This is a genomic window from Streptomyces sp. NPDC055103 (assembly GCF_053607625.1).
Window position 1 is genome coordinate 77,520 of the sequence record NZ_JBSGTX010000003.1, and the last position, 24,829, is coordinate 102,348.

A 24,829-nucleotide genomic window follows, 5' to 3' on the forward strand; every position below is an offset into this window, starting at 1 on the left:
CGACGGGCACGGGGCATGGCCCTGGCCGTGGCAGGCGCAGATGTGGTGTCTGTCACAACACGATCCTATCGCTGGAGGTATGTGTGTCCTGCCTGATCGTCCAAAGCGACAAGACGCTGCTCCTGGAGGTCGACCATGAGCTCGCCGAGGTGTGCCGGCGGGCCATCGCGCCGTTCGCGGAGCTGGAGCGGGCGCCCGAGCACATCCACACGTACCGGCTGACGCCGCTCGGGCTGTGGAACGCGCGGGCCGCCGGGCACGACGCCGAGCAGGTCGTCGACGCGCTCGTCGAGTACTCCCGCTACCCCGTGCCGCACGCGCTGCTCGTCGACATCGCCGAGACCATGGACCGGTACGGGCGGCTGACGCTCTCCAAGCACCCCACGCACGGGCTCGTCCTGACCAGCACCGACCGGCCCGTCCTGGAGGAGATCCTCCGGTCGAAGAAGGTGCAGCCGCTGGTCGGCGCGCGGATCGACGAGGACACCGTCGCCGTGCACCCCTCCGAGCGCGGGCAGATCAAGCAGACGCTGCTGAAGCTCGGCTGGCCCGCCGAGGACCTCGCCGGGTACGTCGACGGGGAGGCCCACCCCATCGAGCTCGCCGAGGACGGCTGGACCCTGCGTCCGTACCAGCGGCAGGCCGTCGACGGCTTCTGGCACGGCGGTTCCGGCGTCGTCGTGCTGCCCTGTGGTGCGGGGAAGACGCTGGTCGGGGCGGGTGCGATGGCGGAGGCCAAGGCGACCACGCTCATTCTCGTGACCAATACCGTCTCCGCCCGTCAGTGGAAGAGCGAGCTCGTGAAGCGGACCTCGCTCACCGAGGACGAGATCGGCGAGTACAGCGGGACCAAGAAGGAGATCCGGCCCGTCACCATCGCCACCTACCAGGTCCTCACGACCAAGCGGAAGGGCATCTACCCGCACCTGGAGCTCTTCGACTCCCGCGACTGGGGTCTCGTCGTCTACGACGAGGTCCACCTGCTGCCCGCGCCCGTCTTCAAGTTCACCGCCGACCTCCAGGCGCGGCGGCGGCTCGGGCTGACCGCGACCCTGGTGCGCGAGGACGGGCGTGAGTCCGACGTCTTCTCGCTCATCGGACCCAAGCGGTTCGACGCGCCGTGGAAGGAGATCGAGGCGCAGGGCTACATCGCGCCCGCCGACTGCGTCGAGGTCCGGGTCAATCTGACCGACTCCGAGCGGCTCGCCTACGCGACGGCCGAGCCGGAGGAGAAGTACCGCTTCTGCGCGACGACGGCGACGAAGCGGAAGGTGACCGAGGCCCTGGTCAAGAAGTTCGAAGGCCAGCAGATCCTCGTCATCGGACAGTACATCGACCAGCTCGACGAGCTCGGCGAGCACCTGGACGCGCCCGTCATCAAGGGCGAGACGTCGAACGCGCAGCGCGAGAAGCTCTTCGACGCGTTCCGTACGGGCGAGATCAGCGTCCTCGTCGTGTCGAAGGTCGCGAACTTCTCGATCGACCTGCCGGAGGCGACGGTCGCGATCCAGGTCTCGGGCACCTTCGGCTCCCGCCAGGAGGAGGCGCAGCGGCTGGGCCGGGTTCTGCGGCCGAAGGCCGACGGGCACCAGGCGCACTTCTACTCGGTGGTCGCGCGGGACACGATCGACCAGGACTTCGCCGCGCACCGGCAGCGGTTCCTGGCGGAGCAGGGGTACGCGTATCGGATCGTCGACGCGGATGAGCTGCTGGCTCCGTAGGGTCTGTCCGTCTCGGTACGCTGACGGCAGGACACGCTCGAAGGCAGGAGGAGGCAGGGATGTCTCACCGGGAGATCTACGAGGTCATGTTCACCGAGGCGGCGGGCACTGCCCGTGACCGGCTGGATCCGGCGCGCCGGGCCTCGTTCGACAAGGCTGTCGAGATCCTCTCGCGCGATCCCTACACGGAGCACTCGCAGCCCATAGGAGTGGGCGAGCAGGACCGGGAGATCCGGCTGACGTCACACATCGTGGCGGAGTACATGGTGTCGCGTGGCCGCCTGCTCCTGGTCGTCCTGCGCATCTTCGACGACGCCGACATCCTGCTCCCCGACGACTGACAGGCGTCCTCCGGTCCCGGCCTCGGGCGGGCCGTAGTCGCCGAGGAGGACGACGCCGGCCGCCGCGCCGCCGAAGGCGCGTATCGCGCGGAACGCGGTGGCGAGCGGGCGGGTGCGGGGTCGGGGAACGGTGGTCACGAGGGTGAAGGTCGTCGCGGTCATGTCTCCATGATGGAATCCGGACATTCCGAACACATCGACCTGGGGGTGGAACCGGGGTCCCCCTCATGGCGGATCCCTACCCCTACGGGTCCGGGGGAGTGAAATAGATTCGCCCCTCGCGCCTGGGCGGAGTTACACTCCCCAGCTTCCCCGCCTCCCTCCGTGGAGCGCCGCCGCCCGGTCGGAAACCGGCGGCCACCTCGACGTGTCCGCGTATCCACCTGCTCGGAGGCTTCACCGTGCCCGTTTCCGACCCCGTTTCGGACCCCGTTTCCAATCCCGCGCTCGATCCCGCGCTCGATCCGCTCGCGCGTGAGCGCGCCCATCTGTCCTCCTCCCGCGCGGCCCTTCGCGCGATGCGCGAGGACGTCGAGGCGCTCGACATCAAGAACGTCACCGCGAACTGGGTCAACTCCGTCGTCCTCGGGCGGCAGATCGAGGACCGGATCAAGGAGCTCGCGGACCTCTCGGACACCCCGCTGTTCTTCGGGCGCCTCGACTACCTGCACACCACGCAGGAGGGGCAGCGCTTCTACATCGGGCGCCGGCACGTCCACGACGCCGACGGCGACCCGATGGTGATCGACTGGCGTGCCCCGGTGTCGCAGCCGTACTACCAGGCGTCGAAGAAGGACCCGCAGGACGTGGGGCTGCGGCGGCGCTTCGGGTACACGGCCGGGGACCTCACCGCGTACGAGGACGAGCACCTCTCCGACCCGGCCGAGCTGGAGCAGACCAGCCGGCTGCTCCAGGCGGAGATCGAGCGGCCCCGCGTCGGCCCCATGCGGGACATCGTGGCGACGATCCAGCCCGAGCAGGACGGGATCGTCCGCTCCGACCTGTCCGGGACGGTCTGCGTGCAGGGCGGACCCGGCACCGGGAAGACGGCCGTGGGCCTGCACCGTGTCGCGTACCTCCTGTACGCGCACCGGGAGCGGCTCGCCCGCACCGGCACCCTGGTCATCGGGCCGAACCGGTCCTTCCTCCACTACATCGAGCAAGTCCTCCCCACCCTCGGCGAGTTGGCGGTCCAGCAGGCGACCGTCGACGACCTCGTCGCGCACGTCGAGGTGCGGGGCACGGACGAGGCGGCGACGGCGGTCGTCAAGGGCGACGCCCGGATGGCGGAGGTGCTGCGGCGCGCGGTCCGTTCGCATGTCTCGCTGCCGAAGGAGCCCCTGATGGTGGTGCGGGGCTCGCGGCGGTGGCGGGTGCCCGCGTACGAGATCGAGGAGATGGTGCGGGAGCTGCTCGACCGGGACATCCGGTACGGGGCGGCCCGCGACGCGCTTCCGCAGCGGATCGCGCACGCGGTCCTGGTGCGGATGGAGGAGGCGGGCGAGGCGCCCGACGACCGGGTGCAGAACGCGGTCGCGCGGAACCCCGCCGTGAAGGCCGTCGTGAAGGAGTGCTGGCCGCTCGTCGAGCCCGCGAAGCTGGTGCTGCGGCTCCTCGGCGACGCCGAGTTCCTGGCGGAGCATGCCGAGGGGCTCCTCACGGAGGACGAGCAGAAGCTGCTGCACTGGGCGAAGCCGGCGCGGAGCGTGAAGACGGCGAAGTGGTCGGCGGCGGACGCGGTGCTGATCGACGAGACGAGGGACCTGGTCGAGCGGACGCACTCGCTCGGGCACGTGGTCCTCGACGAGGCGCAGGACCTGTCCCCGATGCAGTACCGGGCGGTGGGCCGGCGGTGCACGACCGGTTCGGCGACGGTCCTGGGCGACCTCGCGCAGGGCACGACGCCGTGGGCGACGGAGAGCTGGGCGCAGGCCCTGACGCACCTGGGCAAGCCGGAGGCACTGGTGGAGGAGCTGACCGCCGGTTTCCGTGTGCCGCGTGAGGTGATCGCGTACGCCTCACGACTGCTTCCGCACATGTCGCCGGGGCTTGCGGCGGTCGAGTCGGTCCGGGAGAACCCGGGCTCGCTGGCCGTCCGGCACACGGAGGACCCGGAGGCGCTGGACGCCGCCGTCGTCGCGGCCTGTGTCGAGTCCCTGGCCCACGAGGGCTCGATCGGTCTGATCGCCGCCGACGCGCGGATCGCCCCGCTCGCGGAGGCGCTGACGGCCGCCGGTCTCGCGTACCTCTCGCCGGGCGAGGAGACCACCGCCGAGTCCCGGCTGACCCTGGTCCCGGCCACGCTCGCGAAGGGCCTGGAGTACGACTACGTGGTCCTGGACGAGCCGGCGGCGGTCGTCGACGGCGAGCCGGACGAGCGGACGGGCCTGCGGCGGCTGTACGTGGCGCTGACCCGCGCTGTGTCAGGCCTGACGATCCTTCACTCGGCCCCGGTTCCGGAGCAGTTGGGCGCCCTCAGGCTCTAGGGCGGCCGGACGCCCTGGCGGTGAGGAGGCGGAAGCGCATGCCGTGCCGGGCGTACAGCCGCCAGAGTTCGATCACGGCGATCAGGGTGGTCGCGGCGGCGCCGCCGAGGGCAGCAGGACGGTGGCGTCCGCCCAGCGGGTCAGCGGGAAGAAGACGTCCTGGAGTCCTTGTGCCGCTTCGGGACGTGCGTGACCCCCGTCATGCGGCGGATTGTGACAGCGGTGGCCGGAGGACGACATCGTTCCGTCAGGGGAGGCGGCGGAGGACGGTCTCGCGGACGGTCCGGGTGGTGCGGGATCCGGTCAACTCGCCGGGCATCAGGGGGCGTCCGCCGGGTCAGGCGAATTCCGGCAGGACTTCCGACCAGGTCCGGTGGGCGACCGCGGCCAGGACCGGGTTCGTGACGCGGTAGTAGTGCTCGGTCACCAGGCCCCAGCACAGGGCCCAGCCGCGGCCGCGCGCCCAGGTCGCGTCGTCGACCTCCGCGGCCTCGCGGAAGAGGGGGCGGGTCTCGGCGGTGAGGAGCGTCCAGGCGGGCATCGTGTCGCAGGCCGGGTCGCCGACGCCGAGGCCGCCGAAGTCGATGACGGCGCCGAGGCGGCCGTCTCGGGTGAGGACGTTGCCGGGGAGCAGGTCGCCGTGGATCCAGACGGGTGCGCGGTCCCACTGCGGGAGCGCGAGGACCGACTCCCATGCGGCCGTGGCGAGTTCCGCGTCGACGGTGCCGTCGGCGCCGAGGTCGCGGATCGCGCCCTGCATGTGGCCGGCCTCCCAGTCGGTGACCGGGCCGCCGCGGAAGGAGGCCGGTCCGCCGGTCGCGTCGACCGCGCGGAGGGCGGCGCCGAAGCGGCCCAGCTCCACGGCGGCGTGGGCGAGGTCGGCGAGCGGTGCGTCGAAGGCGTCGGCACCGTCGAGCCAGCGGTAGACGGACCAGGGCAGCGGGAACTCCGCGCCGCCTTCGGCCCGCCCCACCGGGACGGGCACGTCCAGCGGCAGGTGCGGGGCGAGGAGCGGCAGCCAGCGCTGCTCCTTCTCGACGTGACGGGCCGCGTACGGGACGCGGGGCAGCCGGACGACGAGGTCGTCGCCGAGCCGGAACATCGCGTTGTCCGTTCCCGCCGAGTGCACCGCCCGCACCGGGAGTGCGGCCCACTCGGGGAACCGTCCGGCGACGAGTCGCCCGACGAGCTCGGTGTCGATGTCGAGCTCGTCGGGTTGCATCTTGCCGGTGGCTGCCATGCCGCGGAGGCTAGCGAGCCCGCCAGTCCCTGGCCACGTGTTTTCCGTGCGGAGGGGGCGGGACAGGGGCCGTACCCGCCACCGGGAGCGGGACCGTACCCCGCCACCGGGAGCGGGACCATACCCCGTACCCCGTACCCCGTACCCCGTACCCCGTCACCCGCCCCGCACGTCCGCCCGTCGTTACGCGTCGACCGCCTCGCGCCAGGCCCGTACCGCGTCCGCCGAGACGGGGGCCGCCCAGCCCTGGGGGCGGGCCGCGCCGCCGATGTGGAAGGCGTCGAGGCCGGCCGCGCGCAGCTCGGGGAGGTGGTCGAGGCGCAGGCCGCCGCCGACGAGGATCTGGGGCTCGTAGCCCGGTTCGCCCGCGCGGGCGGCCTCGGCCTTGAGGGTGGCGAGGCCGTCGTCGACGCCGGTGGCGGAGCCCGCCGTGAGGTAGGTGTCGAGGCCCGGCAGGTCGGCGAGCCGCTTGCGCAGCCCGTCGCGGTCGGCCGTGCGGTCGACGGCCCGGTGGAAGGTCCAGCGGGCGCCGTCGAGGACGGTGATGAGCCGCTCGACGGCGACGAGGTCCGGTGCGCCGTCGGGGGTGAGGAAGCCGAGGACGAACTCGTCGGCGCCGGCCTCGCGGAGCTCGGTGGCCCGGGCCACGAGGGCGTCGATGCCCTCGGGGCCGCCGGCCGAGAATCCGTCGGTGAGCCTGAGCATCACGCGCAGCGGGATGTCGACGGCCGCGCGGATGGCGGCGAAGCCGGCCCTGGACGGGGTGAGCCCGTCCGCCGCCATGTCGGTGACGAGTTCGAGCCGGTCGGCACCACCGGTCTGGGCAGCGACCGCGTCCTCCTCGTCGAGGGCGATCACCTCAAGGACTGCACGGTTGCTCATCGCTGCCCATTCCTCCATGAATGACGGCTACAGGTCTAGTCCAATGACCAGACTAGCCGTGCGTGTGCTCTCCCGCATCGTCCGTGGCCTCACCGGCCGCGGGAGTGGTCGCAGCGGGCGCCGCCACGGGCGCCTTCCCGGGCCCCGCGGTGACCGTGAAGGCCGCCGTGCGGACCTTGCCCTCGTGCTGGAAGTCGAGGAAGAGACGGTACGTCCCCGCGCTGGGCGCCGTCGCGGTGAAGGAGACGTCCGGGCCGGGACCCCCCTCGTTCGGGTGCACGTGGAGGTAGGCGAGGTCGCCGTCGCGCAGGGCGACGAGGTGTCCGTACGCCCCGAGGTAGGGCTCCAGGTCGGTGACGGGCTTGCCGGCCTTGGTGACGGTGAGCTTGAGCTCGCCGGCCTTGCCCGGGTCGAGCGTGCCGCCGAGGCGGACCTGGTAGCCGTCGACGGTCGCGGTCGGGGCGACGGCCGGCATGGGCAGCGGGGTGTACGCGCCGGGTACGGAGAGGTCGGCGCCGAGCGTGATGCCCTTGGCGCCGGGGGCGGCGGGCTTGAAGTCGGCGAAGGCCTTGTAGCCGCCGGCGGCGGGCAGGTCGACGGGGGTCGTCCAGGTGCCGTCCGCGGCCTTCACCGGGTGCAGGTGGCGGAAGGTGTTGAGGTCGCGCGAGGCGACGATGAAGTGCAGTTCCTTGCCGTGCTCGGTGGTGAAGGCGGTGACCTTCCTGCCGGCCGCGTCCTTGATCGAGAACTTCAGGACGCTCTTACCGGTGGCGGGGGTCGGCGTCTCCAGGGCGAGGGTGTAGCCGCTGTCGGAGACCTGGAGTCCGCCGGGGAGGTTCGCCGCGGCGGCGGGCGCGTCCGCGGCGGCGCCCGCCTCGTGGCCGGCGTGGCCGTCGGCGGCGCTCGCGCTGCCGGTCGGCGTCGGGGTGGGGGCGGCGGCGTGGTCGCCGTGCCCGGCCTTCTTCGGCTCCTCGACGGGGCCGACTCCCGTACCGACTCCGTACGCGGCCCCGAAGGTCGCGGCGAGCGCGGCGGCATAGGCAGTGATCTTCAGACCGGTGTTCATGGCTGCTCTCCCGATACGTGGGTCGGTCGGTCGGTACGTGGGGTGGGTGCGCGGGGTGGCGCCGTCACCGTTCCCTGCACTTCACCATACCCCTGGGGGGTATCAAGTCAAGTCGGGGATCCGCTTGCGTCGGATACGGGCGGGGGGTATACATGGAGCGACAACCAGATACCCCCCGAGGGTATCCGGTCCGGAGGAACCGACCGAGGAGAAGCCATGGGCTCCTGCTGCACCCCTGACAACAGCTGCTCGACCAGCGCCACCGACACGACCACGGTGGCCGTCGCCGAGAGCACCACGACCGTCTACGCCGTCTCCGGCATGACCTGCGGCCACTGCAGGACCGCGATCACCAAGTCCGTCAGCGCGCTCGACGGCGTCATCACCGTCGACGTCGACGTCACCGCCGGCCTGGTCACCGTCACCACCGGCGGCGAGCCGGACGACGCCGCGATCACCGCCGCCGTCGACGACGCGGGCTACGAGCTGACCGGCCGCGCCTGAGCCGCAAGACCCCGGCCGCCGGGACCCGCCCACCACGCCCGGGTCCCGGCCCCCGCCCCGTACTCACGAGGAGCAGTACTCATGACAACGACGACACCTGGCACGGCTCAGGTCGAGCTCGCCATCGGCGGCATGACCTGCGCCTCGTGCGCGGCCCGCATCGAGAAGAAGCTCAACCGCATGGACGGGGTCGAGGCCACCGTCAACTACGCCACCGAGAAGGCCAAGGTCACCTTCGACGCCGACATCGACGTCGCCGCGCTGATCGCGACCGTCGAGGCCACCGGCTACACCGCCGCCGAGCCCGCGCCGCCGAAGAACGAGACGGCCGGCGGCCCCGAGGGGCCCTCCGACGAGGAGAAGGCCGACGAGGAGCTGCGGCCCCTCAGGCAGCGGCTGATCACCGCCACCGTGCTCGCCGTGCCGGTCATCGCGATGGCGATGATCCCGGCCCTGCAGATCGAGTACTGGCAGTGGCTGAGCCTCACGCTCGCCGCGCCGGTCGTCGTCTACGCCGCCTGGCCCTTCCACCGCGCCGCCTGGACCAACGCCAAGCACGGCGCGGCCACCATGGACACCCTGATCTCCGTCGGCACGATCGCCGCGTTCCTCTGGTCGCTGTGGGCACTGTTCTTCGGGACCGCCGGTACGCCGGGGATGACGCACCCCTTCGAGTTCACTATCGCCCGTACCGACGGCGCCGGGAACATCTACCTGGAGGCCGCCGCCGGCGTCACCGCCTTCATCCTGGCCGGCCGGTACTTCGAGGCCCGCTCGAAGCGCAAGGCGGGCGCCGCGCTCAAGGCGCTGATGCAGCTGGGCGCCAAGGAGGTCACCGTCCTGCGGGGCGGCCAGGAGGTCACCGTACCGACCGCCGACCTCCAGGTCGGGGACCGTTTCCTGGTCCGCCCGGGCGAGAAGATCGCCACCGACGGCACCGTCGTCGAGGGTTCCTCCGCCGTGGACGCCTCCATGCTCACCGGAGAGTCCGTCCCGGTCGAGGTCTCCGTCGGCGACTCCGTCACCGGCGCCACCCTGAACGCCGGCGGCCGCCTCGTCGTCGAGGCCACCCGCGTCGGCTCCGACACCCAGCTCGCCCGGATGGCGAAGCTCGTCGAGGACGCGCAGAACGGCAAGGCCGCGGCCCAGCGCCTCGCCGACAGGATCTCGGCCGTCTTCGTCCCGATCGTCATCGCGCTCGCGCTCGGCACCCTCGGCTTCTGGCTGGGTACGGGACAGGGCCTGACCGCGGCCTTCACCGCCGCCGTCGCCGTCCTGATCATCGCCTGCCCCTGCGCCCTCGGCCTGGCCACCCCGACCGCCCTCATGGTCGGCACCGGCCGCGGCGCCCAGCTCGGCATCCTCATCAAGGGCCCCGAGGTCCTGGAGACCACCCGCAAGGTCGACACGATCGTCCTCGACAAGACCGGCACCGTCACCACCGGCCGGATGACCCTCATCAAGGTCCACACCGCCGAGAACGTCGACGAGAAGGACGTCCTGCGGCTCGCGGGCGCCCTGGAGCACTCCTCCGAGCACCCGATCGCCCAGGCCGTCGCCACCGGCGCCGCCGCCAGGGTCGGCACCCTGCCCACCCCCGAGGACTTCGCCAACATCCCCGGTCTCGGCGTCCAGGGCGTCGTCGACGGCCACGCCGTCCTCGTCGGCCGCGAGAAGCTCCTCGACGAGTGGGCCATGACCCTCTCGGCGGACCTCAAGACCGCCAAGGACACGGCCGAGAAGGCCGGCAGGACCGCGATCGCCGTGGCCTGGGACGGCGAGGCCCGCGCGGTCCTCGAAGTCGCCGACGCCGTCAAGGAGACCAGCCCCGAGGCCATCCGCCGGCTGCGCGCCCTCGGCCTCACCCCGATCCTGCTCACCGGGGACAACAAGGCGGTCGCCGAGGCCGTCGCCGCCGAGGTCGGCATCGACGAGGTCATCGCGGAGGTCATGCCGCAGGACAAGGTCGACGTCGTCAAGAAGCTCCAGGCGGAAGGCCGTTCGGTCGCCATGGTCGGCGACGGCGTCAACGACGCCGCCGCGCTCGCCCAGGCCGACCTGGGCCTGGCGATGGGCACCGGCACGGACGCCGCCATCGAGGCCGGCGACCTGACCCTCGTCCGGGGCGACCTGCGGGCCGCGGCGGACGCGATCCGGCTCTCCCGCAAGACGCTCGGCACGATCCGCTCGAACCTCTTCTGGGCCTTCGCCTACAACGTGGCCGCCCTGCCGCTCGCCGCGGCCGGACTGCTCAACCCGATGATCGCCGGGGCCGCGATGGCCTTCTCCTCGGTCTTCGTCGTCGGCAACAGCCTGCGCCTGCGCGGCTTCCAGGCCGCCGACCGCTGACGAACTCCCCAGGGGGTGTCCGGCGGATCAGTGCCGGACACCCCCTCCGCGCCCATCTCCGAGGAGCCTGCCGTGGCCGGTTACGGACAGCACAAGGAAGACATCATCAGACGCCTGAGGCGCATCGAGGGCCAGGTCAGGGGGGTGCAGCGGATGGTCGACGAGGACACCTACTGCATCGACGTCCTCACCCAGGTGTCCGCCATCAACGCGGCCCTCCAGTCCTGCGCGGTGGCCCTCCTGGACGAGCACCTCAGCTGCTGCGTCACCGAGGCGATCGCCCAGGGCGGGGACCAGGCGAAGGTGAAGGTGGGCGAGGCCTCGAAGGCCATCGCCCGGCTCATCCGGACCTGACGAAGTACGAAGCGGTGTCAACCGCCCTTGCGTGAAGGGCACTCAGCGGACAGCCGGACGCTCAGGCGGAGACAGAGCCCGAGCACCTGCCGGAGGAGCACCAGCTCCGCCGAACCGGGAAGACCGGGGCCGCAGAGCTTCACGCAGGGGCGGTTCTTCACGAGGGTGGCCAGAAGGGTCGTCATACCCCCACCATACCCACGGGGGGTATACCTGATCGGGTGAGGCGGCCCGTACGATGAGCCGCCCAGGGGGAAGGGGATCCACGTGCGCCGGCTGGGAGAGCTGGAGGCCGAGATCATGGACCGGCTGTGGGCCTGGCAACGGCCCGCCACCGTCCGCGAGATCGTCGACGACATCAACCGGGGACGCCGGGTCGCCTACACGACCGTCATGACGGTCGCGGACATCCTGCACCGCAAGGGCTGGCTCCGCCGCGAGAAGGCGGGCCGGGCCTGGCTGTACGAGCCCGTCCGCAGCCGGGAGGAGTACACGGCCGGACTGATGCGGGACGCCCTCGGCGACAGCCAGGACCGCCCTGCCGCCCTCCTGCGGTTCGTCGAGGTCATCTCGGACGAGGACATGGCCGCCCTGGACGCGGCCCTCCGCGCCGCCAGGGCCGGCACCGCCGAGGGCCGTGCCGCGGGCGGTGGCGCGTGAACCATCACGCCCTCGTCCCCCTCGGGCTCGTCCTGCTCACCGGCTGCCTCGTGCCCTGGCTCGTCGTCCGGGCCCGCTGGGCCCAGCAGGCGCCCCGCCTCGCCCTCGCCGTGTGGGCCGCGTGCGGTGCGGTCTTCACCGGCGCGAGCGCCCTGCTGCCCGCCCAGATGGTCCTGTCCGGCGAGAGCAGCCACCGCCTCACCGACATGCTGCTCACCCTCCGGCTCCCCACGCCCGACCAGCTGTCCCACCTCGAAGGCCGTGAGCGGCTGGCGCTCGCGATCGCCCTCACCGTCGTCTCGCTGCCCGGCGCCGCCTTCCTGAGGAGGCTGGCGCGGGCCCGGCGGGTGCGCGTGCGGCACGCGGAGGTGCTGCGGCTCGTCGGACGGTACGACACCGCCCTGCGGGCCACCGTCCTCGACGACGACCGGCCCGCCGTCTACTGCCTGCCGGGCCGCTCACGTCGCGTCGTCGTCTCCTCCGGAGCGGTGGACACACTGACGTCCGCCCAGCTCGCGGCGGCCCTCGCGCACGAGCGGGCGCACATCACGGGGCGGCACCATCTCCTCGTCGCGGCGACGGAGGCCTTCGCGGCCGTCTTCTCGCGCCTCCCGCTCGCGCGGCACGGCGGGACGTCCGTACCACTGCTGCTCGAAATGGCCGCGGACGACCGGGCGTTACGGCGGTGTACGCGCGACGCGCTCGCCACGGCGCTGTACGCGCTGGCCTCGGGGCGTGCGCCACGGTCCGCGTTCGCGGCGGGCGGCCCCTCGGCGGCGCTGCGGATGCGGCGCATCCTCACCCCGTACAGCGCGGGCCACCCCGTACTGCGCGGACTGTTCACCATCGCGTCGGCGGCGCTCGCGATGGCACCGCTGGTGATCGCCTGCTGTTCCTTCCCCCGCTAATTCACTCGCTCCACCGTCCGGCATCCCGAACACCGCTAATTACTAAGCGAATTCGTAGATTTCGCATCGGTCACGGTCAACTTAACAGACGGCTATTGTGGGTACGTTGGGGCTCTGGCTCGGCACGTCGAAGGGTACGAAACCTATGCAGCTGGCTGGCGTTCGGACGGCCGCGGCCGGCGATGCGACGACGATATCCAGGCTGCTCGCGGGCGTCATTCGGAGCAGTTACACGGGAATCCTGGACGAAATCCCGATGCGGCGGCTGATCTCGGCGCAATGTGCGCTCCCCCGCATCCGCGCGGAAATTGAAATTCCGGGGGGCGCGCCCGGCTGGCTCGGCTGGCTCGTCGCGACCGACCCCGAGGGCGTGGTCGTCGGCGTCGCCGCGGGCGGGGTGCCCGTGCCGGGCGAGGGCGAGGTGTACGCCCTGGCGGTGGCGGACGGATCCCGCCGCCGCGGAGTGGGTACGGCCCTGCTGGCCGCGGCCACGGACCGGATGCGGAGCTACGGCGCCCACGACCAGCGCGTCGAACTCCCGACGGAGAGCGACCCGGCAGTGCCCTTCTACACCCGGATGGGCTTCGGCGCCCTCAGCCCCACCCGCTGGGGCCGCGCGGTCTGACGCGAGCACCCGGCCCGAGCACCGCCCGCGCACCGGCCCGAGCACCGCCCGCGCGCCGGCCCCGCACCGGCCCGAGCACCGCCCGCGCGCCGGCCCCCACACCGGATCGCACCGCCCGCCCCGCCCGCCCCACCCTCCCCACGCAAGCCCGCGCGACCGTCGAACGGGCGGCCGTGGCAGATCCACGCCATCGCGTGTTCACGCAGCCCGATCCGGTGGATCGGTGCTCCCCCGCCAGGTCAGGATGGGTCCAGCGGCGCGGTCCCGGCGGCACGGGTACCTCGTCCGGACGGCATGGACCGAGCGAGCCCCTGGAGGAGCGATGCACACACCGAGCGGCATTTCCCTGCCCGTCGTGCCCGCAGCGCTCGCGCCGGTCCTGCCGTCCCGATACGACCGGGAGCGGGAGCCCGCTCCCGGGGCCGGCATCAGGGTCAAGTCCGACACCCTGCCCGGTCTGGAGTCGGTCTCCCCCGCCGACGAGGGCTCGGTCTGGCTGCACGACGCACTGCTCGGCCCGCACAGCGCGGACATCGTCCGGTACCTCAGCCTCGCCCGCTCCACCGGCGGACCCGTTCTGGACCTCGGCTCCGGCGCCGGGCGGCTCGCCGTCCCGTTCGCCCGGCACGGCTTCGCCGTGGAAGCCGTGGACCGGGACGCCTCGGCCTTGGAGCGCCTCGAAGGCTGGGCACGCCGGATCGGTCCGCAGGTCGCCGAGCTCGTCGTCACCCACCGGGCCGACCTCACCGAGCTGCGCCTGGACGGGAGTTACCGGCTGGCGCTCCTCGCGGGCGCGATGGTCACGGCCGTCCCGCCCGCGCACCGGCCGGAGCTGCTGCGCGAGGTCGCCTCCCACCTGGAGACGGGCGGGGCGCTCGCCCTCGACTACACCTCGCACCAGCTGCCGGGACTCATCGCGGAGCCGCGCAGGACCTGGGCGTTCCAGGTGCCGCGCTTCGACGGGATCGACGAGTGGGTGGTGGCGCGGCAGGTCTTCGACCTGCCGTCGATGAGCGAGCGGATCACGTACTACACGGCCCGCACCGGCAAGCTCTCCACCGAGCGGGTCGTGCTGACCACCGACAAATGGATCGTGGATCCCGAACGGCTCGCGGCCGAACTGCACTCGGCCGGCCTGCACATCGAGGGCCGCCGGCGCCACCGGATCGACGACCGGACGGAGAGCGTCCTGCTGGTGTGCAGGACGGACGACTGAGGCGGACGCCTGACGAGGTTGACGGGCAAGAGGTACGATGCCCACAAACGTTTGAGCCGACCAGGTGGCGGGCGGAGAAGATGGCAGTCGTGGAAGAGCTGACGGGCCGCGAGGCGGTGATCCAGCGCCTGCGCGACGTCGGGCTGCGAGTCACGGGCCCGCGCCTGGAGGTGCTCACGGTGCTCGCCGCCGGTGGCCATCTCGACGTCGAGGCGATCACCACGACCGCGCGCGAGCGGCTCGGCACGCTGACCAGCCAGGCCGTGTACGAGATGCTGCGGCACTTCCAGGAGACCGGCCTGGTCAGCAAGTTCGACCGCCCCGGCCTGCCCGCCGTCTTCGAGATCTCCGGCCCCACGCACCAGCACGCACTGTGCGTCGTCTGCGGCCGGGTGGAGAACGTCGACGCGGCCGCGCCGAAGCCGCCCCGTGGCGCGCTGCCGGAGTGGCGGGTCGAGGACGCCGAGATCGTGTTCAAGGGCCTGTGCCCCGACTGCCGGGCGAACGACCCCGCCGCCTAGTGCGTCTCCGACGGGCCGGGGCAGGGGTCGCGAGCACCGCCGCGAACCGTCCTGAGCTGCGGTGAACCCCGTGCGCGCCGTTCGAATCTATGGCAGGGTCTAGCGGGGCGATTCAACAGGATCCAGGGGGATCCGAGGGGAGTCTGCTGCGTCGTGTCCAGAAACACCGCCGTGGCCCGTACGGGCAGCGAACAGGCTCTCGCCGTCTACCAGCAGCTCCGCGCCCGTCCGGAGACGACCTTCGACGAGGTCGCGGACCGGCTGGAGCTCTCCGCCGAGGAGCGGGAGCGATGTCATGACGAGCTCGTCTCCTTAGGACTGACCGCCCCCTCCCTCGACACGAACGCCGTCGTGGACCCCGATGTCGCCCTGCTGCGGCTGCTGCGCCGGGAGCGCGACCGGCTCCAGGAGCGGCTCGCCGCGACCAGCCGCGCGCACACCGCCCTCGAAGCCCTCGCCGGACCGTTTCTGCGGGCCGGGGCCACCCCACGCGGGGAGATCGAGGTCGAGATCGTCGACGACCCCCACCGTGTGCGGCGGAGCCTCGCGGACCTGACGAACTCCGTTCGGACGGCCGCGCACTTCATGCACACCGGCTCCGTCCGCCGCGAGGAGCTGCCGGGCGAGCTCGCCCAGGACCGCCTGTGGGCCGACCGCGGGGTCCGGATCCGGGCCATGTACAGCCGGCGGGCGGCCTCCGTACCGGAGATGGCGCAGCACCTGGAGGAGCGGGCCGCGCTGGGCGTGGAGGTCCGGCTCGCCTCCGTCGTCCCGATGAACATGGTCCTCGCCGACGAGAACTTCGCGCTCCTGCCGACCGATCCGCACGACCCGTCCTCCGCCGCGATCCTGGCGCGCGGCCCGGGTCTCGTCCGCTCGTATCTCGCCCTGTACGAGTACTGCTGGACGGCGGCCGCCCCGTACGGCGAGGAGGAGGAAGCGGAGAAGGGCGGCGACGGGCTCTCCGATCAGCAGCGGGCGGCGCTCCTCATGCTCGCCTCCGGCATCAAGGACGAACAGATCGCCCGGAATCTGGGGGTCTCGCTGCGGACGGTGAGCCGGCTGCTCTCCGAGGTGATGCAGGAGCTGGGGGCGGCGAGCCGTTTCGAGGCCGGCGTGAAGGCGGCCCGGCTCGGCCTGCTGGACGGCGAGGGCGCCGAGCGGGGCGTGTAAAGACGGGATACCACCGGGGAGTTCGGATGACGCACGATGGATGCCTGACCGGTCCGACCGGTCGGATCGGCATGACGGACGGCCGCCCAGCCGTGTGACAGGGTGACGGCGGCGCGACTCGAGGGAACAGGGGGTCACTTCGCCTTGATCACCACCGGCGGCGGTACGGGTACGGGGAACGGGACCGAGCGCTCGGAGGGATCACCCGACGCGGTGGTGAACCTCTACCAGGAACTGCGCAGACGCGGGGTGTCCAGCCTCGGCGAAGTGGCCGCCCACCTCCGGCTCCCGCCCGAGGAGTACGAGCGATGTCGGTCCGAACTGACGGACCTCGGACTCATCGTGCCGACCAACCCGGCCCAGCACGGCGCCCGCACCGAACTCCGGTCGGGGCCCCGGCCGGGCGAGGACGGCGGACAGCAGGGCGCCGTACAGCAGGACGACGGGCAGCAGGACGGCGACACGGTCGCGGTGATCGACCCGGAGATCGCGCTGCTCCGGCTGCTGCACCGGGAGCGGGAGCAGCTGCGCGAGCATCTCGACGAGGCGGACCGCGCGTACGGCACGCTGGAGACCTTGGCGGGGGCGTTCCTGCGGGCCGGTTCCCTCACGCGGTCGGACGCCGACGTGGAACTCCTCAGCGACTACCGCCGGATCCAGCAGGTCCTCGAGGACATCACGGACGTCATCCAGCACAGCCTGGCGTCGATGCACCTGACGTCGCTGAAGCGCGAGGTGGGCGAACGGGTGCTGAGCCGGGACCGGCGGCAGATCGAGAACGGGGTGCGTGTCCGCGCCATGTACAGCGAGAGCGTCTGCGCCTCGCCGGAGGTGGCGGAGCATCTGCGGCGCCGGGTCGAGGCCGGGGTGGAGGTGCGGATCGCGTCGGCGGTCCCGATGCCGCTGATCATCGCGGACGCGCAGTTCGCCGTGGTGCCGGTCGATCCGGCGGAGCCGGCGGCGGGCGCGGTACTGGCCAGGGGCCCCGCCCTGGTCCGCTCGTATCTCGCGCTGTACGAGCACTGCTGGCACACGGCCCTGCCGTACGGGGACGGATCCGCCCCGGACCGGGGCGGCGACGGGCTTTCGGAGCAGCAGCGGGCGGCGCTGAGCATGCTCGCCTCCGGCATGAAGGACGAGAAGATCGCGCGCGGACTCGGGGTGTCGCTGCGGACGGTGAGCCGCATGCTCTCCGAGCTGATGCAGGAGATGGGCGCGACGAGCCGGTTCGAGGCCGGGGTACGCGCCTACCGGCTGGGCTGGGTCGACTGAGCGCGGGATTTCGCCGAGCGGTTCGGCCCCGGTGCCGGGGAGTGGGAAATGGCTCCGCGGCCGCCCCTTTCCCAGGGCGGCCGCGGAGCCTTTCTTTCGGATTCCCGACGACTCAATTGGCAGATATCGGCGCCGGGGAGACCTTGTCCCACTCGTTTCCGTTGGACGGGGACGGCGTGGGGGTGGGGGTGGGCTCGGCGGTGGTCCCGTCGGACACACCGTCCGCCACCACGTACTGGGGGGCCGAGACCGCGCTGGGGGCCGCCGCCAGGGCCGCGCCGCCGGCAACGGCGAGACACGCGGCCGTGGCGAGGGCGAACTGACGGACGATCCTGCGGGTCCCCGTGGCGTGCTCAGCAGACATGATTCCTCCAGGAATGGGAATGTGAATTCCGCCTTCCGGGGCCCGTGCCGCCGGGCGTTCCCTGAAGACATCTCCATTCTGTCCCCGCCCCGGAATCCGATCCAGGGATTCTCTGTGCGTGGACCCGCCATGGCGTGGATGCGTCAATACGCCTTCACAGCAACGGAATTGAGAGATCCGGAGCTCGCCATATCTTTGGTCGAACCAAAAGAGGTGCTAGACTTGAGCTACGGCCTTCTCGTTCCTCCAGGAGAGAGGGGCCGCCGGGGCAGGGGCGTGCCGCCGCCCCTGCCCCACCCCCTGCCCCAGCCCCTCCGCCAGCGCTCCCCGGTACACCTCGACGGTCCGGGTGGCGGACGCGCGCCAGCTCATCCCGCGCGCGTGACGGACCGCCGCCTCCCCCATCGTCCGCACCGCCTCCGGGTGCGCGGCGAGCCACCGCAGCCGGCGCGCGTACTCCACCGGGTCGTGGCCCTCCACCAGCAGCCCCGTCACCCCGTCCCGCACCGCCGTCGGCAGTCCGCCGACCGCCGCCGCGAGCACCGGGGTCCCACAGGCCTGCGCCTCCAGGGCCACCAGACCGAAGGACTCGCTGCGCGAGGGCACCACGAGCACGTCCGCCGCCCGGTACCAGTCCGCTAGGCATGACTGCGGTACGGGAGGGCAGGCCCGCAGCACATCGGTGACGCCCAGCTCCCCCGCCAGCTTCCAGACCGTCCCCTCACGGGTCGCGCCCGAGTGGCCGCCCACCACCGGCACCAGGAGCCGTGGGCGCAGCCCCGGCTCCAGCCGCAGCAGCTCGGCGACGGCCCGGACGAGCACGTCGGGGCCCTTCAACGGCTGTATGCGGCCGGCGTAGAGCGGAACGAACGCGTCGGCGGGGAGCCCGAGCCGGGCCCGGGCCGCCGCCTTCCCTCCCCCGGGCCCCTCCGCCCCGGGGGTGCCCCCGGCCGGGCGGAAGGTCCGCAGGTCCACCCCCGGCCGGACGACCTCCGTCCGCTCCTCCGCCGCCCCGTACAGCGCGCGCAGCGCCTCCGCCTCGTCGGTCGTGTTGGCGATCAACCGGTCGGCGGAGCCGACGACCTGGAGCTCACCCCGGACACGGAGCTCGGGCTCGGGGGTGTCGCCTTCGGCGAGCGAGGCGTTCTTCACCCGGGCCAGGGTGTGGGCGGTGTGCACGAGCGGGATCCGCCAGCCGACCGAGGCGATCCGGCCCGCCTGGCCGGAGAGCCAGTAGTGCGAGTGGACCAGGTCGTAGCGCCGGTCCTCCTTCAGCAGCGCCAGGGAGAAGGGCACGACCAGGTCCGGCATGGCCTCCTTGGGCAGCGGGCCGCGCGGCCCCGCGTACAGATGGCGGACCCGGACGCCCGGGGCGAGCTCGACGAGCGGGGGCAGGCCCTCGCCCCGGCAGCGGGTGAACAGGTCGACCTCCACGCCCTGTTCGGCGAGGGCGCGGGAGAGTTCGACCATGTAGACGTTCATCCCGCCGGCGTCCCCCGTCCCGGGCTGGTGGAGCGGAGAGGTGTGGACGCTGAGCATGGCGACGCGCAGGGACACGTGGAGCTCCTGTGGGAGTGGGGGGCCACGTGCCCCTGCGCGTCGCTCGCGCGCACGGTCACGCGGCAGGGTGGGATGTCGACGTGCTGATGTACTTAGTTGCTTAGTAGTTCGAAGTTGCTCAGTGGTTCGAAGGGGTCAGAACCCGAAGACCGGGCCCGAAGGGGGTGCGAGCCGGGTCCCCGGGAGGGGGCCCATCAGCGCGTGCCAGTCGATCGGCCTGCCCGGCTCCACCTGGAGCGCCGCCGCGAGCCGGTCAGCGCCCTCCGGCATCACCGGCCGCGCCCACGCGGAGAGCGCCGACGCCACCGCCAACTGCGCGGCCAGCGCCGGCAGATGGCGGCAGGACGTGCTGGGACGGCACCGCTCGTGGGCGTTGACGTGCCCGAAGTCGGCCACCGAGCGGACCATCTCGTCGAGGACGGCGACCGCCCGGCGCGGGTCGAAGGCGTCGGGGCCGTACGCCTCGCGCAGATCGTCCACGCCCCGGTGGAGCCGCCGCTCCAGGATCTCCCAGCCGGTGCCGCCGGGCAGCGCCTGCGGGGCGAGTCCGCCGCACTCCTCCCGCACGGAGGAGAAGAGCCGCCCGAGCCAGCTGTTCCAGCTCTCGTCCAGCTCCCGGCGGGCGGCCGCGAGCCGCTCCCGGTGGAAGACCGTGCGGCGGCCCAGCGGACGGGCCTGGAGGACGTGCCGGCGCAGGGTGTCGGAGCCGTACTCGGTGAGCAGGTCGAGCGCCCAGACGTTGCCCTCCTGCACGCCCTCCTCGATGACGTACGACTCGTTGACGTTGAAGTCCTGCGGCAGCTTGATGTCCTGCGCGAGGAGCAGCACCGGCAGCAGCACCGCGTGGCAGAAGGCGTGCCCGAAGCCGCAGAAGTGGATGGCGCGGCGGGGCAGCGGGCCGTTGGTGTCGTAGCCGAAGAGGTGCATCGCGGCGGCCTCGAAGCAGCCGTCGATCCGGTGGTCGGGGAAGCCGTCGACCGGGACCGGCAGGCCCCACTCGGCGGGGTGGCCGACGGCGATGTCCGGCAGCCCGTCCTCGACGAGCGACTCGCACAGGGCGGCGAGCCGGGGCGGGAGCCCGGCCGTCGCCCAGTACTCGGCGAGCGTGTCCCGGAAGGGCTCCAGGGGCACGTACAGGCGGCGGCAGCGGCGGGCCACCGCCGGGGTCTCGCAGACCGCGCAGCGCGCCGAGATGAGGTCGCCGCCGTCGTTGGGGCGGGCGCACTCGTGGCACATGCCGCCGTCGCTGTCCGCGCCGCAGTGCGGGCAGCTGCCGGTGGCGTGCGCCCCGTACAGCCAGCGCTCGCACGGCTCGCAGTAGGGCAGCAGGCGCGTGCGCGGGGCGATGACCCCCTGCGCGAACAGTCTGCTGAAGAGGTCCTGCACCCAGCGTCCGTAGCCCTTGTCGCGCCGTGGGCGCACGATGTGGTCGAACTCCACGCCCGAGCGCAGCCAGTCGGCGGTGATCGCGGCGCGGTAGCCCTCGGCGACCTCCTCGGGCTTGCGGTGGTGGCGCAGCGCGCGGACCTCGACGGAGCTGGCGTGATCGGCGGTGCCGGTGGTGAACCGGACCGCCTCCCCCTCGGCGCGCAGGTAGCGGGTGAGGACGTCGGCGGCGACGTACGGCCCGGCGAGGTGGCCGATGTGGAGTTCGCCGTGGGTGGCGGGAGGAGTCGCGGTGATCCAGACGGGGGTGCTCATGGGACTGGGACCTCCTTGACGCTGCGGTGCGGGGCTTCAGCGGTCAGCGGGGCTCGAAGTGGAAGGAGCGGATGAAGCAGTCGCGCGGCTGCTCGACGGCGTAGACGATGCATTCGAAAAGGGCCTGGGTGGTCAGCTTCTCGTCGGGTGCTATTCCGTCCGGATTCGATCCGTCCCATTCCGCGAAACGCGGGTCCGAGGTGGAGAAGTCGGGCGGGAAGAGCGAGAAGACCCGGACCCCGGAGGGCCGCAGCCGGCGCGAGAGGATGTCGGCGAAGCCGGCCTGCGCGCTCTTCGCCGCCCAGAACGCCTCGTGGGCGTGGCCCGCGGAGGCGCCCTCGGCGTCGCGGACGGCGACCATGTTGACGATGTCGGGCCGCAGCGAGCCGCGCAGCAGCGGCAGGAAGTGCTTGACCATGAGGACCGTGCCGCCGGCCGTCGACTCGATCGTCTCGACGATCTCGGCGTCGCTCGCCGCCTCCAGGTCCATGCCGTCGAGCCAGCGGGCTCCGTTGTTGACCAACAGGTCGACCCGGTCGGTGCGTTCGCCGACGCGGGCGGCGAACTCGCGGATCTCGGCGGGCTTGCTCAGGTCGCATCCGAAGGCGTGGATACGGTCACGGGCCGAGCCCATGACTTCGGTACGGGTGCGTTCGGCGGCCTCGACGGTCCGCGCCGAGACATAGACCTCGGCGCCGAGATGCGCGAATCCGACGGCGAGCGCGCGACCGAAATAGCGGGACGCTCCGGTCACGACGACACGCAGATTCTCGAATTTCATGTGTGTCTGCTCTCCCCACGGATACCGATGGCCGGTCCATTTCAGCGTGGCAGAGAAAGGACACCGTGAGCCCGGTGAGAGGGGTGCGCGTTCACGCCGTTGCGTGGATACGCCACGGCAGTTCCAGCCTGCCGATGACCTTCGCGCGCTTGTGGTGGACGCGGACGCGGTCGGGCGCGGCGGAGACGGTGACGGTACCGCCGGGGGTGCGGACGGGGCCGGTGGGGGCGGGGACGACCGTACCGTCGAGGGCGCCGGCGGCGGCGAGGGCGGCGGCGCCGGTGAGCGCCAGCCGGGGGTGCCAGCCGCCGACGGTGAGGGCGCGGACGGAGAGCGTGCCGGGGCCCGCGGTGCCTTCCGTGGAGGCGGTGAAGGCGGCGATCTTGGGGAGCGCGGAGTGGGGCGGGTGGCCGAGGACGCGGGCTGCCTCGGCCCGGAGCGCGAGGAGCCGGTCGTGGAGGGCGTCCTGGTCCTCGGGGAGGTGGCGGGCGTCGACGAAGACGTACGGGTTGCCGTACCGCACGAGGGAGACGGGGATCCCGCGGAGGAGGTCGACGGGCCGGCCGGTGGGGAGGGTGCCGGGCGCGGTGGGGGCCTTGAGGAAGCTGAGGGTGTACGCGTCGGCGCCGTGCGGCTCGGGCTCGCACAGCACCGTGTCCCCTGTCGTCACGGCCCGGACGGTGACGGGCCCGGGGCGGCTTTCGGCGACGACACAGGCGAGGAGGGAGTGCCCGCAGCCGGCCCGGAAGTCGAAGGCGCCGCCGGGGAGGGCCTGCACGAAGCGGTAGTCGAGGCCTCGGCGGGCGGGACGGGCGGCGGGGGTGGCGATGGCGGGAGCGAGGCCTGGACCGGGGCCTGGACCGGGGGCGGGGTCGGGGTCGGGGTCGGGGCCTGGACCCGGGCTGGGGCCGGCGGCGGGGCCGTACAGGGCGATCTTGTGGAGGTCCGCGTACGCCGTCCCGGCGAGTGCGTGACGCAGGCGCGACAGTTCCGCGCCCAACGCCAATGCCCCGACCGGCAGTTGGTCGAGGCGTACGACGAGGGTGGGGCCGGGCGCGTCCTCGGCGCGGACGACGGTGGCGAGGACGCGCCCGGGGGTCTCGGCGGCCCCGCCGAGCGCCCCCGGGGCGGGCTCGGGACGGGAAGGTCCCGGAGTGTCACGCCGCACAGCCCACCGGGATCCGCATGCCCTGTACGACCTCCGTCCACAGCTCGTGGACGGCGAGGCCCCAGAGGGCCAGGGCGTCGTGGTGCGAGGGGCGTTCGAGCTGGCGGGCGAGGAGCTTCTGCACCCGGTCGGCGCGGACCTTGCCGCCGAGGACGAGCCGGGCCGGGGAGAGCAGTTCGCGGACGGTGTCGAGGAGCGGGCTGCCGGGCGCGAGCATCGCCGCGAGCGGGAGCGTGAAGGGCTGCTTGGGGCGGCGGAGGACACCTGCCGGAAGCAGCTCGGCCCCGGCCTCGTACAGCGCGCGCTTGCCCGTCCGCGCCGCCGTCGGCAGGGCGCGGGCGTGGGCGACGACGGAGGGCTGACAGAAGGGCATCCGGGCCTCGACGGCCCAGGCCATGGAGAGGTGGTCGACGCGCCGCAGGTGGTACGCGGGGAGCCGCCAGCGGGTCTCGAAGGCGGTCATCGCGGTCAGCCGGTCCTCGCCGACGGCCTCGGCGGAGCGCAGCTCCTGCTCGATGCGGTCGGCGGCGGAGCCCTGATCGGCGATGTGCGCGCGGTAGTTGGCGGTGTAGAGGTGGTCGCGGAGCAGGCGCGGCGCGGCCGAGAGGGCGTCGGCGTAGGCGCCGGCCCAGTCGGATCCGGCGGGGGCGGTGAGCGCGGCGCGCATCCGGTCGTAGCCGCCGAAGAGTTCGTCGGCGCCGTCGCCGGCGAGCGCGACGGTGAAGCCGTTCTGTCGGACGGCGCGGAAGAGCGCGTACGTGGAGAGGGTGATGGGGTCGGCGTTGGGCTGGCCGAGGTGGCGGACGGTCCGGGTGAGGAGGGAGGAGAGCTCGTCGGGGTCGACGGAGACCTCGTGGTGGACGGTCCGGGCCCGGCGGGCGACGGAGCGGGCGAACGCGGCCTCGGAGTCGGGCCACTTGCCCCGGTAGGTCAGGTGGAAGGTGTGCAGCGGCGGGGCGTCGGTCTCGCGGGCGTGCTCGGCGGCGAGCGCGGTGACGAGGCCGGAGTCGAGGCCGCCGCTGGTGATGGCGCAGACGGGCACCTCGGCGTGGGCGAGCCGCCGGACCTCGTGGCGCAGGAGGTCCTGGGTGTCCGGCGCGCCGCCGAGGGGGGCGGCGGCCCGGGGGCCCCGGCGGCGCACGACGGGGGCGGACCCCGGCCGTACGAGGGCGGTCGCGCCGGGCGGCAGGACGCTGACGCCGTCGAGCGCGGTGTGCGTGGAGAAGGAGGTGCGGGTGGCGAGGACGGTGTCGAGGGCGTCGTCGCGCGGGGAGATCCGTACCCCTTCGAAGGCGAGGAGGGCGGGGATCTCGGAGGCGAAGCGGGTGGAGCCGTCGTACGGATCGTGGTGGAAGTAGACCGGCTTCATGCCCATGTCGTCGACGGTGAGGACGAGTTGGGCGCTGCCGGGGCGCAGGTCGAGGATCGCGGCGGCGAACATGCCGTCGAGGTGCTCGGCGAAGGCGGGGCCGTACTCGGCGTAGAGCGCGGGGAGCACGGTGCCGTCGCAGCGGTCGGGGAAGCGGTGGCCGCGGGCGGCGAGCGTGCGGCGCAGCTCGGCGTGGTTGTAGATCTCGCCGTTGAGCACGGCGAGGATGCCGGGGAGGTGCGGCAGCCGGTAGGGCTGCTGCCCGCCGCACGGGTCGGTCACGGCGAGCCGGTCGCAGCCGAGCGACCAGCCGGGCCCGCTGAGCACGTGGTGCTCGTCGGGGCCGCCGTGGCGCTGGCGGGCCGAGACCGCCGCGAGCTCGGCGGGGTCCGGGCGGTCCGCTCCCGCGGCGATGGTGCCGAGAATCCTGCACATGGCGGTCGCCTCCGTATTCCGAAGTCGTACTTCCGAGGTCGCGCTTCCGACGTCACGCGCCCGAAGCCACTGTCCATCTCACACTGGTCGCACCCAATGATTTGAATCTACCAACTTTTTGAATGGCGCGTAA

General features: G+C 72.8%; 23 protein-coding genes. 13 read left to right on the forward strand and 10 right to left on the reverse strand.

Annotation, left to right across the window (positions count from 1 at the left end; translation table 11 throughout):
- Positions 1-83: 83 nt before the first annotated feature.
- The 3 genes from ACWFR1_RS03420 (at position 84) to ACWFR1_RS03430 (ending at position 4,548) form a co-directional block, all read left to right on the forward strand.
- Positions 84-1,721 carry a DNA repair helicase XPB gene (locus tag ACWFR1_RS03420; RefSeq protein ID WP_453545944.1) on the forward strand — a complete coding sequence of 546 codons (1,638 nt, stop codon included), beginning with the start codon at positions 84-86 and terminating at the stop codon, positions 1,719-1,721.
- A gap of 59 nt (positions 1,722-1,780) precedes the next feature.
- A complete protein-coding gene (locus tag ACWFR1_RS03425; RefSeq protein WP_453545947.1) occupies positions 1,781-2,062 on the forward strand; it encodes a hypothetical protein in 282 nt (93 codons plus the stop codon).
- A gap of 401 nt (positions 2,063-2,463) precedes the next feature.
- Positions 2,464-4,548, forward strand: coding sequence for a HelD family protein (locus tag ACWFR1_RS03430; RefSeq protein ID WP_453545949.1), 2,085 nt, complete (start codon positions 2,464-2,466; stop codon positions 4,546-4,548).
- A gap of 337 nt (positions 4,549-4,885) precedes the next feature.
- Here ACWFR1_RS03430 and ACWFR1_RS03435 read toward each other — a convergent pair whose 3' ends face one another.
- From ACWFR1_RS03435 to ACWFR1_RS03445, 3 genes are all read right to left on the reverse strand, one after another.
- Positions 4,886-5,788, reverse strand: a complete 903-nt coding sequence (locus ACWFR1_RS03435) for an aminoglycoside phosphotransferase family protein (protein ID WP_453545951.1) — start codon at positions 5,786-5,788, stop codon at positions 4,886-4,888.
- Positions 5,789-5,971: 183 nt separating this feature from the next.
- On the reverse strand, positions 5,972-6,670 hold the full coding sequence (locus ACWFR1_RS03440) for a copper homeostasis protein CutC (protein WP_453545953.1): 699 nt from the start codon (positions 6,668-6,670) through the stop codon (positions 5,972-5,974).
- Between the two features lie 52 nt (positions 6,671-6,722).
- The gene (locus ACWFR1_RS03445) at positions 6,723-7,736 is read right to left on the reverse strand and encodes a hypothetical protein (protein ID WP_453545955.1); all 1,014 of its coding nucleotides are present in this window, start codon (positions 7,734-7,736) and stop codon (positions 6,723-6,725) included.
- Positions 7,737-7,952: 216 nt separating this feature from the next.
- Here ACWFR1_RS03445 and ACWFR1_RS03450 point away from each other — a divergent pair, with 216 nt between their 5' ends.
- From ACWFR1_RS03450 to ACWFR1_RS03460, 3 genes are all read left to right on the forward strand, one after another.
- Positions 7,953-8,240 carry a heavy-metal-associated domain-containing protein gene (locus ACWFR1_RS03450; RefSeq protein WP_453545957.1) on the forward strand — a complete coding sequence of 96 codons (288 nt, stop codon included), beginning with the start codon at positions 7,953-7,955 and terminating at the stop codon, positions 8,238-8,240.
- Positions 8,241-8,321: 81 nt separating this feature from the next.
- Positions 8,322-10,589: a heavy metal translocating P-type ATPase gene (locus tag ACWFR1_RS03455; RefSeq protein WP_453545959.1), complete on the forward strand. Its 2,268-nt coding sequence runs from the start codon at positions 8,322-8,324 to the stop codon at positions 10,587-10,589.
- A gap of 72 nt (positions 10,590-10,661) precedes the next feature.
- On the forward strand, positions 10,662-10,943 hold the full coding sequence (locus ACWFR1_RS03460; protein WP_051494446.1) for a metal-sensitive transcriptional regulator: 282 nt from the start codon (positions 10,662-10,664) through the stop codon (positions 10,941-10,943).
- A gap of 17 nt (positions 10,944-10,960) precedes the next feature.
- Here the strand turns inward: ACWFR1_RS03460 and ACWFR1_RS03465 are convergent, their stop codons facing one another.
- Complete coding sequence (locus ACWFR1_RS03465; protein WP_453545962.1) at positions 10,961-11,128, reverse strand: hypothetical protein; 168 nt, start codon at positions 11,126-11,128, stop codon at positions 10,961-10,963.
- A gap of 82 nt (positions 11,129-11,210) precedes the next feature.
- Between ACWFR1_RS03465 and ACWFR1_RS03470 the strand changes: the two genes are divergently transcribed.
- From ACWFR1_RS03470 to ACWFR1_RS03500, 7 genes are all read left to right on the forward strand, one after another.
- Positions 11,211-11,603: a BlaI/MecI/CopY family transcriptional regulator gene (locus ACWFR1_RS03470; RefSeq protein ID WP_453545964.1), complete on the forward strand. Its 393-nt coding sequence runs from the start codon at positions 11,211-11,213 to the stop codon at positions 11,601-11,603.
- Positions 11,600-12,511 carry a M56 family metallopeptidase gene (locus ACWFR1_RS03475; protein ID WP_453545966.1) on the forward strand — a complete coding sequence of 304 codons (912 nt, stop codon included), beginning with the start codon at positions 11,600-11,602 and terminating at the stop codon, positions 12,509-12,511. The genes ACWFR1_RS03470 and ACWFR1_RS03475 overlap by 4 nt, the downstream gene beginning before the upstream one ends.
- A 256-nt stretch (positions 12,512-12,767) precedes the next feature.
- The gene (locus ACWFR1_RS03480) at positions 12,768-13,136 is read left to right on the forward strand and encodes a GNAT family N-acetyltransferase (RefSeq protein ID WP_453545968.1); all 369 of its coding nucleotides are present in this window, start codon (positions 12,768-12,770) and stop codon (positions 13,134-13,136) included.
- 322 nt (positions 13,137-13,458) lie between these two features.
- On the forward strand, positions 13,459-14,352 hold the full coding sequence (locus tag ACWFR1_RS03485; RefSeq protein ID WP_453545970.1) for an SAM-dependent methyltransferase: 894 nt from the start codon (positions 13,459-13,461) through the stop codon (positions 14,350-14,352).
- Between the two features lie 80 nt (positions 14,353-14,432).
- Positions 14,433-14,873: a Fur family transcriptional regulator gene (locus ACWFR1_RS03490; RefSeq protein ID WP_453545972.1), complete on the forward strand. Its 441-nt coding sequence runs from the start codon at positions 14,433-14,435 to the stop codon at positions 14,871-14,873.
- Between the two features lie 153 nt (positions 14,874-15,026).
- Positions 15,027-16,046 carry a LuxR C-terminal-related transcriptional regulator gene (locus ACWFR1_RS03495; RefSeq protein WP_453545975.1) on the forward strand — a complete coding sequence of 340 codons (1,020 nt, stop codon included), beginning with the start codon at positions 15,027-15,029 and terminating at the stop codon, positions 16,044-16,046.
- 144 nt (positions 16,047-16,190) lie between these two features.
- The gene (locus tag ACWFR1_RS03500; protein WP_453545977.1) at positions 16,191-17,318 is read left to right on the forward strand and encodes a LuxR C-terminal-related transcriptional regulator; all 1,128 of its coding nucleotides are present in this window, start codon (positions 16,191-16,193) and stop codon (positions 17,316-17,318) included.
- Positions 17,319-17,430: 112 nt separating this feature from the next.
- Here the strand turns inward: ACWFR1_RS03500 and ACWFR1_RS03505 are convergent, their stop codons facing one another.
- The 6 genes from ACWFR1_RS03505 to asnB all read right to left on the reverse strand — a co-directional run bounded on the left by ACWFR1_RS03505 (position 17,431) and on the right by asnB (position 24,696).
- A complete protein-coding gene (locus ACWFR1_RS03505) occupies positions 17,431-17,682 on the reverse strand; it encodes a hypothetical protein (protein WP_453545978.1) in 252 nt (83 codons plus the stop codon).
- A gap of 216 nt (positions 17,683-17,898) precedes the next feature.
- Positions 17,899-19,221 (reverse strand): D-inositol-3-phosphate glycosyltransferase, encoded by a 1,323-nt coding sequence (mshA, locus tag ACWFR1_RS03510; RefSeq protein WP_453546216.1) that lies wholly within the window; start codon positions 19,219-19,221, stop codon positions 17,899-17,901.
- Between the two features lie 156 nt (positions 19,222-19,377).
- Positions 19,378-20,943 (reverse strand): class I tRNA ligase family protein, encoded by a 1,566-nt coding sequence (locus ACWFR1_RS03515; protein ID WP_453545980.1) that lies wholly within the window; start codon positions 20,941-20,943, stop codon positions 19,378-19,380.
- 43 nt (positions 20,944-20,986) lie between these two features.
- Positions 20,987-21,724 (reverse strand): SDR family oxidoreductase, encoded by a 738-nt coding sequence (locus ACWFR1_RS03520; RefSeq protein WP_453545983.1) that lies wholly within the window; start codon positions 21,722-21,724, stop codon positions 20,987-20,989.
- A 91-nt stretch (positions 21,725-21,815) separates the two neighbouring features.
- A complete protein-coding gene (locus ACWFR1_RS03525) occupies positions 21,816-22,892 on the reverse strand; it encodes a PrpF domain-containing protein (RefSeq protein WP_453545985.1) in 1,077 nt (358 codons plus the stop codon).
- Positions 22,882-24,696, reverse strand: coding sequence for an asparagine synthase (glutamine-hydrolyzing) (asnB, locus tag ACWFR1_RS03530; RefSeq protein WP_453545988.1), 1,815 nt, complete (start codon positions 24,694-24,696; stop codon positions 22,882-22,884). The genes ACWFR1_RS03525 and asnB overlap by 11 nt, the downstream gene beginning before the upstream one ends.
- Between the last annotated feature and the right edge of the window lie 133 nt (positions 24,697-24,829).

What these genes read in the sequence shown, in the direction of transcription:
- ACWFR1_RS03425 (WP_453545947.1), top strand. Translation starts at nt 1,781, where the DNA reads ATGTCTCACCGGGAGATCTACGAGGTCATGTTCACCGAGGCGGCGGGC.
- ACWFR1_RS03435 (WP_453545951.1), bottom strand. Translation starts at nt 5,788, where the DNA reads ATGGCAGCCACCGGCAAGATGCAACCCGACGAGCTCGACATCGACACC.
- ACWFR1_RS03440 (WP_453545953.1), bottom strand. Translation starts at nt 6,670, where the DNA reads ATGAGCAACCGTGCAGTCCTTGAGGTGATCGCCCTCGACGAGGAGGAC.
- ACWFR1_RS03445 (WP_453545955.1), bottom strand. Translation starts at nt 7,736, where the DNA reads ATGAACACCGGTCTGAAGATCACTGCCTATGCCGCCGCGCTCGCCGCG.
- ACWFR1_RS03450 (WP_453545957.1), top strand. Translation starts at nt 7,953, where the DNA reads ATGGGCTCCTGCTGCACCCCTGACAACAGCTGCTCGACCAGCGCCACC.
- ACWFR1_RS03455 (WP_453545959.1), top strand. Translation starts at nt 8,322, where the DNA reads ATGACAACGACGACACCTGGCACGGCTCAGGTCGAGCTCGCCATCGGC.
- ACWFR1_RS03465 (WP_453545962.1), bottom strand. Translation starts at nt 11,128, where the DNA reads ATGACGACCCTTCTGGCCACCCTCGTGAAGAACCGCCCCTGCGTGAAG.
- ACWFR1_RS03480 (WP_453545968.1), top strand. Translation starts at nt 12,768, where the DNA reads ATGCGGCGGCTGATCTCGGCGCAATGTGCGCTCCCCCGCATCCGCGCG.
- ACWFR1_RS03485 (WP_453545970.1), top strand. Translation starts at nt 13,459, where the DNA reads ATGCACACACCGAGCGGCATTTCCCTGCCCGTCGTGCCCGCAGCGCTC.
- ACWFR1_RS03490 (WP_453545972.1), top strand. Translation starts at nt 14,433, where the DNA reads ATGGCAGTCGTGGAAGAGCTGACGGGCCGCGAGGCGGTGATCCAGCGC.
- ACWFR1_RS03505 (WP_453545978.1), bottom strand. Translation starts at nt 17,682, where the DNA reads ATGTCTGCTGAGCACGCCACGGGGACCCGCAGGATCGTCCGTCAGTTC.
- mshA (WP_453546216.1), bottom strand. Translation starts at nt 19,221, where the DNA reads ATGCTCAGCGTCCACACCTCTCCGCTCCACCAGCCCGGGACGGGGGAC.
- ACWFR1_RS03515 (WP_453545980.1), bottom strand. Translation starts at nt 20,943, where the DNA reads ATGAGCACCCCCGTCTGGATCACCGCGACTCCTCCCGCCACCCACGGC.
- ACWFR1_RS03520 (WP_453545983.1), bottom strand. Translation starts at nt 21,724, where the DNA reads ATGAAATTCGAGAATCTGCGTGTCGTCGTGACCGGAGCGTCCCGCTAT.
- asnB (WP_453545988.1), bottom strand. Translation starts at nt 24,696, where the DNA reads ATGTGCAGGATTCTCGGCACCATCGCCGCGGGAGCGGACCGCCCGGAC.